This window comes from Kitasatospora sp. NPDC029367 (genome assembly GCF_055569135.1).
Genome location: NZ_JBVHYH010000097.1, coordinates 15,787 through 30,772, shown reverse-complemented (window position 1 = coordinate 30,772; position 14,986 = coordinate 15,787). Strand labels below are relative to the sequence as shown.

The following is a 14,986-nucleotide window of genomic DNA, read 5'->3' as shown; positions in this document are numbered from 1 at the left end:
TAAGCGGTTCGCCGCTGTCGGCTCCGAGCTTTCCCCCCCCCCCCCCCCCCCCACCCCCCCCCCCCCCCCCCCCCCCCCCCCCGCTCCTGGTCATGATGGTCGGTCCTGCGGTGATGCGGGCTCCTTCTCCTCCCGGCGGCCGGCCGGGGTCGGTGTGCCTCGATCTGTACGAGTTACAGGTGGGCGAGCTTGTAGAGCACGGGCGCGGCCTCCCTGAGGACGGCCCATTCCTCGTCGTCGAGCCCCTGGGCGAGCTCGGCGAGCCAGACGTTTCGGCGCCGACGACTCTCCGCGAGGATCGTCTCGGCCTGCTCGGTGCTGCTGACGACCACCTGGCGGCGGTCCTCGGGGTGCGGCTCGCGCCGCACCAGCCCCTTCTCCTCCAGCATCGCGACGATCCTGGTCATCGAAGGAGGCTGCACGTGCTCCTTCCGGGCGAGCTCACCCGGCGTCGCCTTCCCGCACCGGGCGAGGGTGCCCAGCACTCCCATCTCGGTGGGACTCAGCGACTCCTCCACCCGTTGGTGTTTGAGTCGTCGGGAGAGGCGCATCGTGGACGACCGCAGCTGTGAGATCGCTGCGAGGTCCTGCTCGGACATCTCGGGCATCTCTTTAGCTTACGTCATTACTCTCGCTAAGGAAAAACGGGTTCCCACCGCGCCGGAGGATCGGCCGGGTGCCATATTGGTGAGGGGTGATCGTTCCCGCCTCCCGGAAGGGCCGACCAGACATGTCCGACCTCGCCTCCGAGCAACCCGCGCAATCCGCACAGTCCGTGCCGGACGACTCCGGCTTCGCCCGGCTCGCCATGGTCACCATCGACTGCGCCGACCCGGTCGCGCTGGCCTCGTTCTACGGCGAGCTGCTCGGCTGGGAGACCCGTCACGTGGACGAGCACTTCGCGATCCTGGACAACCCGGAGGGCGGCAGCCCGCTGGGCTTCGGCCGGGTGACGGGCTACCGGCCGGAGCCGTGGACCGAACCGGACGGCAGCAAGCACTTCCACCTGGACTTCTACGTGGACGACCTGGAGGAGTCCACCGCGAAGGCCCTCGCGCTCGGCGCCACCGAGCCGAGCTACCAGCACGGCCGCACGCTCAAGGTGCTGATCGACCCAGCCGGGCACCCGTTCGGGCTGGCCCCGCTGGAGTAACGCACCAAAGCGCACCAAGGCGCCCGGAGACCGTGCGCAGGCGATGTCAGGGCTTGGTGCCGAGATCTTGCAGGCCGCGTAAAGGTCCTTCCTGACCTGGGACTTCACGAAAATCGCGAACCTTGTGCGACCACCCGTCAGTGGCTACTCTCCGGGGTTGTCAGGGGCATCACCACGCCAGGTCTCCCCTCGGCGGAGCCCCCTCCGTGCCCGTCCGCGCGCGTCCCACCCGTTCCCCGGTACCCCGCCGACCGCCTCCGCCCGAACCCTGGCGCCCTCAACCCCTCGTCCAGGGAGCTCAATTGGGTGAGATCCATCATGCCGACCACGGCTGGGTGACACCGGCGGTCTCGTACTTCGTGGCCTGCCTCGGTGCCTTCGTCGCCCTACGCAGCGCCCGCTGGGCGCTGGTCTCCACGGGCCGCAGCCGGGCCGTCTGGCTGCTCTTCGCCTCGACCTCGCTCGGCGCCGGCATCTGGTCCATGCACTTCATCGCGATGCTGGGCTTCTCCGTCACCGGCGCCGAGATCACCTACCAGCCGGGGCTCACCGTGCTCAGCCTGCTGGTCGCCGTCGCGGTGGTCGGCATCGGACTGTTCACCGTCGGGTACTGGCGGCGCCACCCGGTGCTGTCCCTGCTGGTCGGCGGGCTGACCACCGGACTCGGGGTCGCCGCGATGCACTACCTGGGTATGGCCGCGATGGTGCTGCCCGGCCGGCTCGGCTACGACCACGTGACGGTCGGGCTCTCGATCGGCATCGCGGTGTTCGCCGCCACGGCCGCGCTCTGGGCCGCGCTGAACATCCGCGGCACCCTCGCGGTGCTGGCGGCGGCGCCGGTGATGGGAGTCGCGGTCTGCGCGATGCACTACACCGGCATGGCGGCGCTCTCGGTCCGCCTCGACGCCTCGCAGTCGACCCAGGGCGGGGTGATGGCGCTGCAGTTCATCTTCCCGCTCGGGGTCGGGCTCGGCTGCTACGTGTTCTTCGGCTCACTGGCCTTCGCCGTCTCCCCGAGCAAGCCCAGCACCCAGCCGCTGCTCGTCGGCCCGGCGGCCCCGCTGCCCCCGCGGACGCCCCGCGTCCCGCCGCAGCGGCAGCCGTCGCGCCGGACCACCGTCCGGCGCTGAGCCGGGCCGCCGCCCGCGCCGGGTCGCGGGCGGCCCCACCAGTGACGTCCGGCCGGGTCCCCCACCCCGGCCGGACGTCATTTTGCTGTCTGTACCGCCGGACGGCACTGCCGTAGCGCCGGACGTCACTGCTGTACCGCCGGACGGCACTGCCGTACCGCCAGGCGTCGCCGCCCGGGTTCAGGGCCGGCCGAGCAGCCCGGTCAGGTGCTCCGGCGTGGCCACCGGGCAGACCTTGCGCACGAAGTCCCGCCGCAGCGCGTGGTACGGCTCGCCCGCCCGGTAGAAGTTGGCGTGCATCCGGCGCAGCTCCTCCGCCCGGTACTCCGCCAGCGGCTTGGCCTCCTCGTCCTCGGCGCGGCGGCGCTTCTTGTCCACCAGCCGCCCGGTGAGCTCCGGCGAGCCGGCCAGCCGGGCGGCCTCCCGCGCCGTCCAGCGGCGGAACTCCGCCGCGTCCCCGCCGGCCGTGCGGTCCACCAGGCCGATCCGGCGGGCGTGCGCGGCCCCGACCGGCAGCGCCTCGGTGGTGAGCCGCTCGGCCTGCTCGGCGCCGACCCGGGCGGGCAGGGTGTACGTCCAGTACTCGGAGCCGTACAGGCCCATCAGCCGGTAGTGCGGGTTGAGCACCGCCGACTCCCGGCACCACACCTCGTCGGCGGCGAGCGCCAGCATCAGGCCGCCGGCCGCCGCGTTCCCGGCCAGCGCGGCGACGGTCAGCTTGTCGCCGGTGGTCAGGATCGCCTCGACCAGGTCGTCCATCGCGTTGATGTTCTCCCAGGACTCCAGCGCCGGGAAGGCCGAGCCCTCGATGACGTTGAGGTGGATCCCGTTGGAGTAGAAGTCCCGGGGCGCGCCCAGCACCAGCACCGAGGTGGGCCGGTCCGCGGCCGCGCGGTAGGCGGCCAGCAGCCGGCGGCACTGCTCGGTGCTCATCGCCCCGCCGGCGTAGGCGAATTCGAGGAAGCCGACCTCGCCGTCCTCGTGGTAGCGCAGCTCCGACCAGGTGTCCCGGCGGGCGGCCTGCGCCGGGGTCACCGGCACCTCGCGGACCTGGTGCAGCTCGTCGGCGAGCACCGTGGCGGCCGGCAGCTTGAAGGTGGCCGGCCCGCCCGGGGTGCGGCGCGGGCGCAGCTGGGGGATCCAGACCGCGCCGTCCACGGTGGCCCGGCAGATCGCGCCGTCCCGGGTGGCGAGCACGGCGCCGGGCTCGGGGCCGCGCAGTTCGTCCTCGGGGTGGCCGCCGTGCAGGAAGAAGTCCCGCCCGTACAGCTCGTCCAGCACGCCGGGCTGGGAGTCGGCGGCGCGCAGCTTGCGCAGCACGGTGGCGGTGTCGTCCTGCTGCCAGTCGATGCGGCGCGCCTCCTGGCGCAGGAAGGGCCGCAGTTCGCCGTGTACGTCGGGGCGGGCGTAGTCCAGCGGTTCGGGGGTGAACAGCCCGCCCTCGTACCGCTGGACGGCCAGCAGGACGGCCTCGGCGGCGGCGTCCGCGACCTCGCCCCGGTACAGCTCGCTCTTGCCGCACTCGGGGACGGCGAACTCGACGGAGGCCCAGATGTCGCCGGCGTCCATCTCCTCGACGGCCTGCAGCACGGTGACGCCCCAGCGCCGGGCGGACTCGGTGATCGCCCAGTCGAGCGAGGAGGGGCCGCGGTCGCCCTTCGGGCCCGGGTGCACGATCAGGACCGTCCGGGTGGACCAGATGTCCTCCGGAACGGCCCTGGTGAGCATCGGGCAGACGATCAGCTCCGGGTCGACCCGGGCCACCGCCTCCCTCATCTGCTCGTCGCCGAGGGCGAGTTGGACGGCGACCTGGTGGCCGCGCTCGCGCAGCTCGGTGTGGACGCGCTGGGTCAGGCTGTTGAACGCGGTGGCGATCAGGAGAATGCGCACAGGGGGCCTCCGGGCAGGGACTGCGGGTCGCGCGGAGGCGATGAAACCAGGGCATGGACACGTAATGGTCACGTTCCGTGCCTCGGCACCCCACTCTCACGCACCCCGCACACCTGTGCCCTCGGCGTGCCCCCGCTTCGCCGGATCTCCCCAGCCCCTCCCCGGAGTTGGACTGGCGCGTCGGACGGGCCCTACCGTGGGAAGGCCCGGCGGGCCCGCCAGGTGGTGTGCTCGCGGGAGACGGCGTCCTCGGCCTCGGCGGCCAGCCGGGCCCAGCGCTCCTCGGCATCGGGTGTCTTGAGGTCGAGGTCGGAGAGCTGGTTGCCGACGTTCTCCAGCTCGCGCGCGGCCAGCTGGTAGGCGGCGGCCAGCGGGCGCAGCTGCTTGAGCTGGGTCCAGGCGATGATCGCGGCGGCCGCGGCCGAGCTGGCGCCAAAGATGTGCACCTCCAGGGCGCCGGTGGCCTGGGCGATCGCCGCCGCCGCGCCGATGATGATCAGCGTCGCGATGCCGAGCCCCCAGGAGACCGCCTGGGACTCGCAGGACTCGGCCCGGGAGCGGTACCAGGTGCGCTGGCTCTCGACCCGGGTGCGCAGGTAGAGGGTGCGCCGGGCGACGAGGCTGTCGGCCCGGGCGCGCCGCATCTCCTCGGTGATCTCCGGGACGCTGCCGGGCGGCACGATCTCCGGGTCCTCGAAGGCCCGCAGCACGTCCTCGACCTGGAGCAGGTAGCCGCGGTCGGCGTCCGGCGAGTCGGCCTCGCCGCCGAACGGCCGGGCCCGGACGCTGTACTTCCAGGCGAGCGTCTTGACCGACTCGGCCGCCGCCCGCGCCTCGTACCACCGACCCTGCGGGTTGCTGCGGCGCAGCCGGGACCAGAAGTAGCCGGCGATCAGGAAGGCGGCCACCGAGAACAGTGGCTTGATATCGCCGTCGCCCTTGTGGTCCGGGCCCGGGAGCGAGCCGATCAGCGCGGCGACCACCAGCATGGCGATCAGTCCGCGGTGCCAGCGGAGCGTCTCGCGCTGTCCGTCCAGCGAGGCCTTGTCCGCCCGCCAGAAGAGTTCCGGCAGCAGTCGCCCCTCGACGCCCCCGGGCGGATCCTGTTGCACCATCGGTCGAGTCCCCTCCCCTTCTCCGTCCAGGCAGTATGCCCGCCGCCAACTGCCCTACACGGTCGCCTTTTTGACACCTTCCGACCGTCGGTGATTGCTCCCACCTGCTCGTAACCGATATAACCGGTTACATGCCGCTGCACTGGAAGCTCGTCGTCGACTGCGCCGACCCGCACCGCCAGGCCGCCTTCTGGGGCGCCGCCCTCGACTGCACCGTCGAGGACCACGCCGCCCTGATCGCCCGGCTGCTGGACGCCGGCGCGATCACCTCGGACGCCCTCACCGAGGTCGACGGCCACCCCGCCTGGCGCACCCTCGCCGCGGTCCGCCACCCGGAGGACCCGTACGACCCCGCCTCGGACACCGGCCTCGGCCGCCGGATCCTCTTCCAGGCCGTCCCGGAGCCCAAGCAGGGCAAGAACCGCCTCCACCTCGACGTCCACCCCGGCCCGGGCGAGCGCGCGGCCACCGTCGCCCGCCTCGAAGCCCTCGGCGCCACCGTCCTGCGCGAGGTCGCCGAACCCGGCGGCGCCTGGACGGTCATGGGGGACCCGGAGGGCAACGAGTTCTGCGTCCACTGACCAGAACGCCGACGGCCCCGCACCCAACCGGGTGCGGGGCCGTTCGAGACACGGCGGGAAGGGCTCAGTCAGCCGCCCCGGCCGGAACGACCCATCGAGTGGACTGTCCGGTGATGGCCGCGATCATGTCGTAGTCGCCGTCATAGTGCAGGACGGTCACCCCGTGGCGTTCAGCCGTGGCAGCGATCAGCATGTCGGCCATGGACAGCGCACGGTGGTTTCCCCGGAACAGGGCGCGGCGCTGAATGTCCTTGGCTCGGTCCCAGACCTCGTCGGTGCACGGCAGGTAGTCGAAGCCCCTGAGCAGATGGCTCAGCCGATCGGCCTCCGCCGCGCTTCGGGCACTGTGCAGGACCTCCATCTCGACTGCCGCGCTCACAGCCAGCAGTGCACGCTGTGAGAGATCGTCGAGGACCGGCCGCACCGTCGGCTTTCCCCAGCGCGCCAGAGCCGACTTGTCGATCAGGAAGCGCTCTCGGGTCACGCCGCCGCCGACTTGCCCGACTCGTCGAGGAGGTCGAACTCCCCGTTGGCGATGGCGTCGGCGAGCTCTATCCGCCTGGCCAGCTTCACGGCCTCCAGCAGTGCCGCGTTGACCGTGGCGACCTTGGTGGTCGTGCCGAACAGACGCTGCGCCTCGGCGAGAAGGTCGTCATCAAGGTCGATCACAGTACGCGCCATGGCTTCCTCCCTCGGCTGGCAACAAGAAAACGATATCAGTCCAGGCGCACTTCCGATATCAAAAACGGCCCCGCACCCAACCGGGTGCGGGGCCGTCGGAGCGAGCCGTCAGAGCAGGCCGAAGGCCGGCATCAGGTAGTAGAAGGCGAAGACCGCCGCCACCGCGTAGAGCGGCACCGGCACGCTGCGACCGCGCCCGGCGGCCAGGCGCAGCACGCAGAAGGCGATGAAGCCGAAGCCGATGCCGTTGGTGATGGAGTAGGTGAACGGCATCATCACGATGGTCAGGAAGGCCGGGATCGCGATGGTGAAGTCGGCCCAGTCGATCTCCTTGACGGAGCCCGCCAGGATCAGGAAGCCGACCGTGACCAGGGCCGGGGTGGCGGCCTGGGCGGGGACCATGGTGGCGAGCGGGGTGAGGAACAGCGCCACCACGAAGAGCAGGCCGGTGACGATCGAGGCGAAGCCGGTGCGGGCGCCCTCGCCGACGCCCGCGGTGGACTCGACGAAGCAGGTGTTGGCGGAGGCGGAGGTGGCGCCGCCGGCCGCGGTGGCGATGCCGTCGACCATCAGGATCCGGTTGATGCCCGGCAGGTCGCCCTTCTCGTCCAGCAGGTGGGCCTCGTCGGCGACGCCGAGGATGGTGCCCATCGCGTCGAAGAAGCAGGACATCAGCACGGTGAAGACGAACAGCACGCCGGTGAGCACGCCGACCTTCTCGAAGCCGCCGAACAGGCTGACCTTGCCGACCAGCCCGAAGTCGGGGGCGGCCACCGGGTTGCCGGGCCAGGTGGGGACGGTGAGGCCCCACTTGAGCGCCGGGACGTCGGCGACCTTGTCGATCACCACGGCGAGCACGGTGGAGGCCGCGATGCTGATCAGGATGGCGCCGGGCACCTTGCGGATGACCAGGATCAGGGTCAGCAGCAGGCCGACCACGAAGACCAGCACCGGGAAGCCGAGCAGGTGGCCGTTGCCGCCGAGCTGGAGCGGGACGGTGGTGTGGGCGGCGTCCGGGATGCGGCTGACGAAGCCGGAGTCGACCAGGCCGACCAGGCTGATGAACAGGCCGATGCCGATCGCGATCGCCTTGCGCAGGCCGAGCGGCACGGCGTTCATGACCCGCTCGCGCAGGCCGGTGGCGACCAGCAGCATGATCGCGAAGCCGGCCAGCACCACCATGCCCATGGCGTCCGGCCAGGTCATCCTGGGCGCGAGCTGGAGCGCCACGATGGTGTTGACGCCGAGTCCGGCGGCCAGGCCGATCGGCACGTTGCCGATCACGCCCATCAGCAGGGTGGTGAGACCGGCGGTGAGGGCGGTGGCGGTGACCAGCTGGGCGCTGTCCAGGTGGGCCCCGGTCATGTCCGTGGCGCTGGCCAGGATGATCGGGTTCAGCACCAGGATGTACGCCATGGTGAAGAAGGTGGCGACACCGCCGCGGATCTCGCGCGGCAGGCTGGAGCCGCGCTCGCTGATCTTGAAGTAGCGGTCCAGGGCGCCGGTGGGGGGCGTGGGCGCGGAATCCGCGGGTTCGGGCGACTCGGTGGTCGGCTGGACCACAGGCATGCGTGCGTCCTCTGTGGGGGAGCTGAGGAGGGGGAGAACGCCCGTGGCGACGGTGGCCGGGCGTGGACCTTCAAGTATGGTTTCCCGGTCGCACACGCGCTATCTTCGCGCGTAGAGCCCGCCCCTGACCGACCGGGCGCCCGCCGCAACCCCCGACGCCCCCGCGCACCGTACGCTAGGCCCCATGCCCAAGACGCCGCTGCACCCCTCGCCCCCTCCGCTGGAGGCCAATGACGTCGCCATCGTCGGCGCCGGCACGGTGCTGTGGTTCGTCGCCTTCGTCGCCCTGCTCCCCTTCCAGGGCACCCTGTCCGACCACGGCCACGGCACCTGGCCGTGGATCTGCCTCTCCGGCGGCCTGCTCGGCCTGATCGGCCTCTGGTACTGCCGCGCCCGGCGGGACGCGATCGCCCGCAGCCGCGCCGCCGAGGCGGCCACCGCCGAGCAGGTCGCGGACGGCAGCAAGAACGGCAGCAAGGACGGCAGCACGGGCGGCACCGGGAACGGCACCGGGGACGGCACCGGCCCTGCCACCCAGTCGGACTGAATAGTCCTTTAGTAGCACGCATCGGACATAAGGCGCCCGTAGAGTCGGTGCCATGACGCAGCCTGCCCAGCCCGCGGAAGAGCAGCAGCCGGCCGGCGGAGACCGCCCCGACGGAGCGCACCCGCTCGGCCTGCTGCCCGGCCGGCGCGGCGGCCTGACGGCCGCCGAGGTGGCCGAGCGGGTGGCGAAAGGGCAGGTCAACGACGTCCCGGTACGGTCCAGCCGGTCGACCGGGGAGATCGTCCGGGCCAACGTCTTCACCCGCTTCAACGCCATCATCGGCATCATGTTCGGGATCATCCTGATCGTCGGACCGATCCAGGACGGCCTGTTCGGCCTGGTCATCGTCGCCAACACGGCGATCGGCATCATCCAGGAGCTGCGCGCCAAGAAGACCCTGGACAGCCTGGCCCTGATCGGCGAGGCCAGACCGCAGGTCCGCCGGGACGGCGCCGTCCAGCAGATCGCCGTCTCCGGGATCGTCCTCGACGACACCGTGCTGCTCGGCATCGGCGACAAGGTGATCGTGGACGGCGAGGTCACCGAGGCGGACGGCCTGGAGATCGACGAGTCGCTGCTCACCGGCGAGCCCGACCCCGTCCTCAAGCAGCCCGGCGACCAGGTGATGTCCGGCAGCTTCGTGGTGGCCGGCGCGGGCGCGTTCACCGCCACCAGGGTCGGCCGGGAGGCCTACGCGGCCCAGCTGGCCGAGGAGGCCAGCAAGTTCACCCTGGTGAAGTCGGAGCTGCGCAGCGGCATCGACAGCATCCTGCGGTTCATCACCTACCTGCTGATCCCCACCGCGATCGGTCTGATCATCAGCCAGCTGGCCGTGGAGGGCCGCGACTGGCGCGAGGCGGTGCGCCGGATGGTGGCGGGCATCGTCCCGATGGTCCCCGAGGGCCTGGTGCTGCTGACCTCGGTGGCCTTCGCGATCGGCGTGATCCGGCTGGGCCGCAAGCAGTGCCTGGTCCAGGAGCTCCCGGCGATCGAGGGCCTGGCCCGGGTGGACACCGTCTGCCTGGACAAGACCGGCACCCTCACCGAGGGCGGCATGGACGTCGTCGACCTGCGGCTGATCGCCGACGGCGGCTCCGCCCCGGCTGACCGGGACACCGTCCAGCACGCGCTCGCCGTGATGGCCGGCGCCGACGCCCGCCCCAACCCGTCCATGCAGGCCGTGATCGACGCGTACGGGCGCGGCGACGGCGCCGGCCCGGGCGGCCACGGCTGGCGGGTGATCGAGGCGATGCCCTTCTCCTCGGCCCGCAAGTGGAGCGGCGTGCAGCTGCTGGAGCCCCAGGGCGGCGAGGCCAGCTGGCTGCTCGGCGCCCCGGACGTACTGCTGCCCGCCGGGCACCCGGCGCTCGCCGAGGTGGACGAGCTGGGCGCCAAGGGCCTGCGGGTGCTGCTGCTCGGCCGCACGCCCGACCCGCTGGACTCCCCCGACCCGGCCGCCGGGCTCAGCCCGCTGGCCCTGGTGGTACTCCAGCAGCGGCTGCGCGCGGACGCCGCCGACACCCTGCGCTACTTCGAGGGCCAGAACGTCCGGGCCAAGGTGATCTCCGGCGACGCGGCGGTCTCGGTCGGCGCGGTGGCCGGCCATCTCGGACTGCCCGGCGCGGACCGCCCGCTGGACGCCCGCACCCTGCCGAAGGACCCGGAGCAGCTCGCCGAGACCGCCGACCGCACCAGCGTCTTCGGCCGGGTCACCCCGCAGCAGAAGCGCGAGCTGGTCGGGGCGCTGCAGTCCCGCGGCCACACCGTGGCGATGACCGGCGACGGCGTCAACGACGTGCTGGCGCTCAAGGACGCCGACATCGGCGTGGCGATGGGCACCGGCTCGGACGCCACCAAGGCGGTCGCCCAGATCGTGCTGCTGAACGACTCCTTCGCGACCCTGCCCTCGGTGGTCGCCGAGGGCCGCCGGGTGATCGGCAACATCGAGCGGGTGGCCGGGCTGTTCCTGGTCAAGACGGTCTACTCGGTGCTGCTGGCGCTGCTGGTGATCTTCACCCACTCGCCGTACCCGTTCCTGCCCCGGCACTCCACCGTGCTGTCCACCCTCACCATCGGCGTGCCGGCCTTCTTCCTCGCCCTCGCCCCCAACAACGAGCGGGCCCGCACCGGCTTCGTGAAGCGGGTGCTGCGGCTGGCCGTCCCGGGCGGCGCCATCGCCGGCACCGGCACCTTCGTGGCCTACGCGCTGGCCCGGGCCGACCACGCCACCGACCTCAAGGCCGACACCAGCGTGGCCACCCTGACGCTCTTCCTGATCGCCATCTGGGTGCTCGCCATCGTCGCCCGCCCGTACAACTGGTGGCGCCTGCTGCTGATCGGGACCATGGGCCTCGCCTTCGCGCTGGTGCTGCTGGTCCCCCCGCTGTCCGACTTCTTCCAGCTCCGCCTGGTCGGCATCCGCGATCCCTGGATCGGCGTCGCCATCGCCGTGGTCTGCGGCGTCGTCCTGGAGCTCGCCTGGGGCTGGATGAAGCGCCGCGGCATGGAGTGACGCGGCATGGAGTGACGCGCCCGCCGCGGCACGGAGTGGCACGCCCGCGCCGGCCCGGTCGGCGCCTCTAGCATTTCCCCGAGAGGGGGTGCCCGATGGCACGTAGGAGCGGGGATCTGGAGGCGTTCATCGCCTTCCTGGGCGGGCTGCTGGCGGCCGGGCTGACGGCGCTGGCGATGGCGGGCGTCGGCCTGACGGTCCGGCCGACCCCCGCGGTGAAGGCGGCGGCGGTGGTGACGCTCGGCGCGGTCTGGCTGACCGTCACCACCACCGTCTACCTGAGGCTCAGGCCGCGCGACCGCTGAACCCGGGCCGCGCGGCGACCGAGCTCAGCCCTCGAAGTCCCGGGCCGCGGACAGCTCGTAGGCCCGGTCCGGCTCGCTGAGCGCGGCCAGCACCTCGAAGCGCCGGTGCCACTGGCCGACCGACCAGGCGAGCCCGGCCGCCAGGCCCTCCGGGGTGGCGGCGTGCAGCAGCCCGGGCACCGGCGGCACCTCGAACTCGTCGTCCTCGTCGCCGGCTTCGGCCAGCTCCGGGTCGTACGGCGGCTCGGGGGCGTCCGCCGCGTGGTCCCAGCGCCAGTCGACGGCGGCCTCGCCGCCGTCCGGGCCGACCACCAGCAGCTCCTCGTGCTCCTCGTAGGCGACCGGGCAGCCGGGCAGCAGCTCCCGCACCACGGCGGGGACCCGGTGCAGCACGCCCTCGGAGAGCACCCGACCGCCGGCCACCTCGCTGGCCAGCGACACGTGCAGCCGCTCGGCGAGGTCCGCGGCGAGCGCCGGGGCGACCGGCAGCAGCGGGTACGGGTGCAGCAGTTGGACCAGGTCGGGGGCGTCGGCGACGACCGCCTCGGTGGCGTCCACCACCACCGTGTGGTCCGGGCGGCGGCCGGTGGCCGGGTCCAGCGGCGGCAACGCCCGCACCACGTCCAGCGGTTCGATCCGGTCCCGGTCGACCCGGGCCAACGAGCTGTGGATGCCGTGCAGTTGGCGGTGGCCCACCTCGGCGGCCGGGTCGGTGAGCCGGTCCAGCACCTCGTCCGGGCCGTGCGGCTCGGCGAGCAGCGCGGCCAGCGTGGTGCGCACCCCGAGCGCGTGCAGGAACTGGTCGTCCAGGGTGGTGCGGGCCTCGTCGTACAGGCCGCGCAGCAGCGGGTCGGCCCCGGCGGCGCGCAGCCCGGCGGGCTCCCGACCGCCCAGCACCGGGTGGTCGCGCAGCCACCAGGCGGTGTACGGCGGGAGGTCGGCGTAGCTGCCGTCGGGCAGCAGGGTGCGCACCGGGTTGACCACGGCGTCCCGGTACGGCGGACGGGCGAGCGCGACGAGCGCCTCGGGCCAGGCGTCGTCGTCGACCAGGTCGAGGTCGCGCACGGCCAGCAGTTCGGCGGCCACCGGCGGGACGCCGAGCACCTCGTCGGCGTTCAGCGCCTCCAGGGCGTCCTCGGCCCACTCGGCGAACCCGTCGGGGGCCTCGTCCAGCAGCCCGGTGGGGTGGCCGCCGGCCGCCCGGTCGGCGGGCGCGGTCGGGTCGAGCCGCTCCAGGTCGTCCGGGTCGAGCACCACGTCCTCGGCGCGCACCAGCACGAAGTCGGCCAGCACGCCGACGGCGGCCAGCACCTCGGGGCCCCAGCGCTCCAGCAGCTCGTCGTCCACCCAGCCGGCGTCCTCCTCGCGGGCGAGGGCGGCGAACGGGCTGTCGGGCAGCACCAGTTCGCCCGCGCGGGCGGGCTCGCCCTCGTCGTCCAGCAGCGCCAGCCGGGCCAGCCAGGGGTGCTCGCCGACGGCCGGGGCGGCGGCCTTCACCAGGGCCAGGACGGCGTCGGCCAGTTCCAGCGCGGCGTCCAGGTCGTCGTCGGCCAGGTCGTAGGAGCGGGCGACGGCGGCCCGCACCTCGGGGGTGTCCAGCACCCCGGCCGGGGTGGCGGTGCCGGCGCCCAGCTTGGCCAGCAGCGGGTGGGCGGCCTCGGGGTGGGCCAGCCGCAGGTCGAGCGCGGCGAGTGCCCCGGCCAGCGACTCGGGGTAGCCGGGGAAGGCCGCCCAGTCGGCGTCCTCGGAGGGCAGCAGGACCCGCCGGGGCCCGGTGACGGTCCGTCCGTCGGCGAGCGGCACGGGCAGCGCTCCGAGCGCCTCCGGGTCGGCCGCGCCGAGCGCCGCGTACAGGTTGCGCCACCAGGCCGGGTCGCGGTCCAGGCCGCCGAGCTGGTCGACCACCTCGGCCAGCGGCACCCGGCGCACGTTCAGCACCCGCAGCTCGGTGCGGCGCTCCAGTCCGGCCGGCAGCAGGCCGGGGAAGATCGGCGCGAGCGCCTCCACCACCGAGCCGTCCGCGCCCTCCAGCAGCGTGGCGTCGCGCGGCCGCAGCGCGGGCGTGCCCTCCTCGACGCCGCCGGGGTGCGGCAGGAACGGCGTGCCGGGCAGCCGGGAGAGCACCGCCGCGCGCAGCGCGTTGTCCAGCGCGCCCTGCCCGAGCGGCCCGGGGACGAGGCCGAGCGAGCCGAGGTCGGCGCCGCGGGCGCGCAGCAGGTCGGTGTAGCTGTCGGCGGCGCGCTCGGTGAGGAAGTCGGTGAGCGGGCCGGGGGCGATGTGCCGGCGGGTGGAGTCCAGCGGGTAGGAGGCGATCAGCAGCGCGGGCAGGCCGATCGGCTCCTCGCTGGGGGTGGGCGCGTGCAGCACCGGCGCGATGGCGGGCCGCTGCGGGGTGCCGTCCTCCTCGACCGGGACGGCCCAGGTCACCGTCCAGTACGGGCGGGCGCGCTCCTCGGTGGGCCGGTCGGCGAGCAGTTCGGCGGCCAGTCGGCCGGTGGCGCCGACGGTCTGCCAGAGCGTGCGCCGCAGCCGGCCGCCCCCGTCGTCGGTGACGGTGACCTCGGTGACGCCGTCCGGGCGGGGCTCGGCGGCGTCGCGGGTGAGCGTCCGGGTGCCCTCCGGGGTCTCCACCACGACCTCGGACAGGCCGGGCAGGGTGAGCAGCAGGGCGTCGTCGACGGCGGCCAGCAGACGCCGGGTCAGGTCCTCGGCGGCGGCGTCGCGCAGCGGCAGCACCACCACGGTGTCGTAGCCGTCCGGGGCCGGGCCCTCGGCGGCGAACGGCAGCCGCAGCAGCGGCACGTGGCCGTCCCGGCGGCGCAGCTCGTCGGCCAGCGCGGGCTGCGCCTCGGCGAGCGAGCGGGCCTCGCCCAGCGACCAGCGCACCCCGCCGGCGGCGCCGAGCACGGCGGGCTCGTCGGTGACGGCGAGGACGGCGGCGAAGCCGACCCCGAACCGGCCGACGGCGGGCTCCTCGCCGCGCTTGGAGGAGGCGCGCAGGGTGGACAGCGACTCGACGGCCGCCGCGTCCAGCGGGGCGCCGGTGTTGGCGGCGGCGAGCACGCCGTCGGCCAGGGTCAGCCGCAGCCGCCCGGGGCCGTGCCCGGCCCGGACCGCGGCGTCGGCCGCGTTCTGCGCCAACTCGACCACCAGGCGGTCGCGGTAGCCGCCGAGCGCCAGCTCCTCCTCGGCGTTGGCGTCCTCCCGGAACCGGGCCGGGGAGGCGGCCCAGGCGTCCAGCACCCGTCGGCGCAGCGCGGTGCTCCCGAACGGGTCCGCGAGGTGCTCGTCCGTGCCGCTGCCGATGATCCGAGGTTCCACGGGACCTGCCACCTTCCGCCGCCCTGTACGTCGTAGGGCATTCTTCCCTGCCCCACTGACTGCTCCCGACCACCGCCCGGTCCGGAGGGCGTCGCCGGGCCCGGCCGGGCGCGGGAATCCGCAGGCGGGGGCCCGGTCGGCGGTGGCCCGCCCGGCCGTACGGTCCGCCACTCCCGTCCCGG

At 73.7% G+C, this 14,986-nt stretch carries 13 protein-coding genes; 6 read left to right on the top strand and 7 right to left on the bottom strand.

What is annotated here, in order from left to right; all coding sequences use genetic code 11:
- Positions 1 to 173: 173 nt before the first annotated feature.
- Entirely contained in the window at positions 174 to 608 is a 435-nt protein-coding gene (locus ACZ4W5_RS34460) for a MarR family winged helix-turn-helix transcriptional regulator (protein WP_360239300.1), read from the bottom strand.
- 122 nt (positions 609 to 730) lie between these two features.
- On the opposite strand from ACZ4W5_RS34460, the gene ACZ4W5_RS34455 reads away from it, so the two are divergent.
- Complete coding sequence (locus ACZ4W5_RS34455) at positions 731 to 1,153, top strand: VOC family protein (RefSeq protein WP_360239303.1); 423 nt, start codon at positions 731 to 733, stop codon at positions 1,151 to 1,153.
- Positions 1,154 to 1,455: 302 nt separating this feature from the next.
- Positions 1,456 to 2,283: an MHYT domain-containing protein gene (locus ACZ4W5_RS34450; protein WP_360239306.1), complete on the top strand. Its 828-nt coding sequence runs from the start codon at positions 1,456 to 1,458 to the stop codon at positions 2,281 to 2,283.
- 180 nt (positions 2,284 to 2,463) lie between these two features.
- Here ACZ4W5_RS34450 and ACZ4W5_RS34445 read toward each other — a convergent pair whose 3' ends face one another.
- Entirely contained in the window at positions 2,464 to 4,173 is a 1,710-nt protein-coding gene (locus ACZ4W5_RS34445; protein ID WP_465659008.1) for a hydrogenase maturation protein, read from the bottom strand.
- Positions 4,174 to 4,364: 191 nt separating this feature from the next.
- Positions 4,365 to 5,288, bottom strand: a complete 924-nt coding sequence (locus tag ACZ4W5_RS34440; protein WP_465659006.1) for a DUF4231 domain-containing protein — start codon at positions 5,286 to 5,288, stop codon at positions 4,365 to 4,367.
- A 131-nt stretch (positions 5,289 to 5,419) separates the two neighbouring features.
- Between ACZ4W5_RS34440 and ACZ4W5_RS34435 the strand changes: the two genes are divergently transcribed.
- The gene (locus ACZ4W5_RS34435) at positions 5,420 to 5,869 is read left to right on the top strand and encodes a VOC family protein (protein WP_465659004.1); all 450 of its coding nucleotides are present in this window, start codon (positions 5,420 to 5,422) and stop codon (positions 5,867 to 5,869) included.
- Between the two features lie 64 nt (positions 5,870 to 5,933).
- Here ACZ4W5_RS34435 and ACZ4W5_RS34430 read toward each other — a convergent pair whose 3' ends face one another.
- The 3 genes from ACZ4W5_RS34430 to ACZ4W5_RS34420 all read right to left on the bottom strand — a co-directional run bounded on the left by ACZ4W5_RS34430 (position 5,934) and on the right by ACZ4W5_RS34420 (position 8,119).
- Positions 5,934 to 6,353, bottom strand: a complete 420-nt coding sequence (locus ACZ4W5_RS34430) for a PIN domain-containing protein (protein WP_465659002.1) — start codon at positions 6,351 to 6,353, stop codon at positions 5,934 to 5,936.
- Positions 6,350 to 6,538, bottom strand: coding sequence for a type II toxin-antitoxin system VapB family antitoxin (locus ACZ4W5_RS34425; RefSeq protein WP_465659000.1), 189 nt, complete (start codon positions 6,536 to 6,538; stop codon positions 6,350 to 6,352). The genes ACZ4W5_RS34430 and ACZ4W5_RS34425 overlap by 4 nt, the downstream gene beginning before the upstream one ends.
- Positions 6,539 to 6,658: 120 nt before the next feature.
- Positions 6,659 to 8,119 carry an NCS2 family permease gene (locus tag ACZ4W5_RS34420; protein ID WP_360239318.1) on the bottom strand — a complete coding sequence of 487 codons (1,461 nt, stop codon included), beginning with the start codon at positions 8,117 to 8,119 and terminating at the stop codon, positions 6,659 to 6,661.
- A 184-nt stretch (positions 8,120 to 8,303) separates the two neighbouring features.
- Between ACZ4W5_RS34420 and ACZ4W5_RS34415 the strand changes: the two genes are divergently transcribed.
- From ACZ4W5_RS34415 to ACZ4W5_RS34405, 3 genes are all read left to right on the top strand, one after another.
- On the top strand, positions 8,304 to 8,666 hold the full coding sequence (locus tag ACZ4W5_RS34415; protein WP_465658999.1) for a DUF2530 domain-containing protein: 363 nt from the start codon (positions 8,304 to 8,306) through the stop codon (positions 8,664 to 8,666).
- Between the two features lie 52 nt (positions 8,667 to 8,718).
- Positions 8,719 to 11,178 (top strand): HAD-IC family P-type ATPase, encoded by a 2,460-nt coding sequence (locus ACZ4W5_RS34410; RefSeq protein WP_402489107.1) that lies wholly within the window; start codon positions 8,719 to 8,721, stop codon positions 11,176 to 11,178.
- A gap of 95 nt (positions 11,179 to 11,273) precedes the next feature.
- Positions 11,274 to 11,483, top strand: coding sequence for a hypothetical protein (locus ACZ4W5_RS34405; protein ID WP_402489109.1), 210 nt, complete (start codon positions 11,274 to 11,276; stop codon positions 11,481 to 11,483).
- Between the two features lie 24 nt (positions 11,484 to 11,507).
- On the opposite strand, the gene ACZ4W5_RS34400 is transcribed toward ACZ4W5_RS34405, so the two are convergent.
- Positions 11,508 to 14,804, bottom strand: coding sequence for a sacsin N-terminal ATP-binding-like domain-containing protein (locus tag ACZ4W5_RS34400; RefSeq protein ID WP_465658997.1), 3,297 nt, complete (start codon positions 14,802 to 14,804; stop codon positions 11,508 to 11,510).
- Between the last annotated feature and the right edge of the window lie 182 nt (positions 14,805 to 14,986).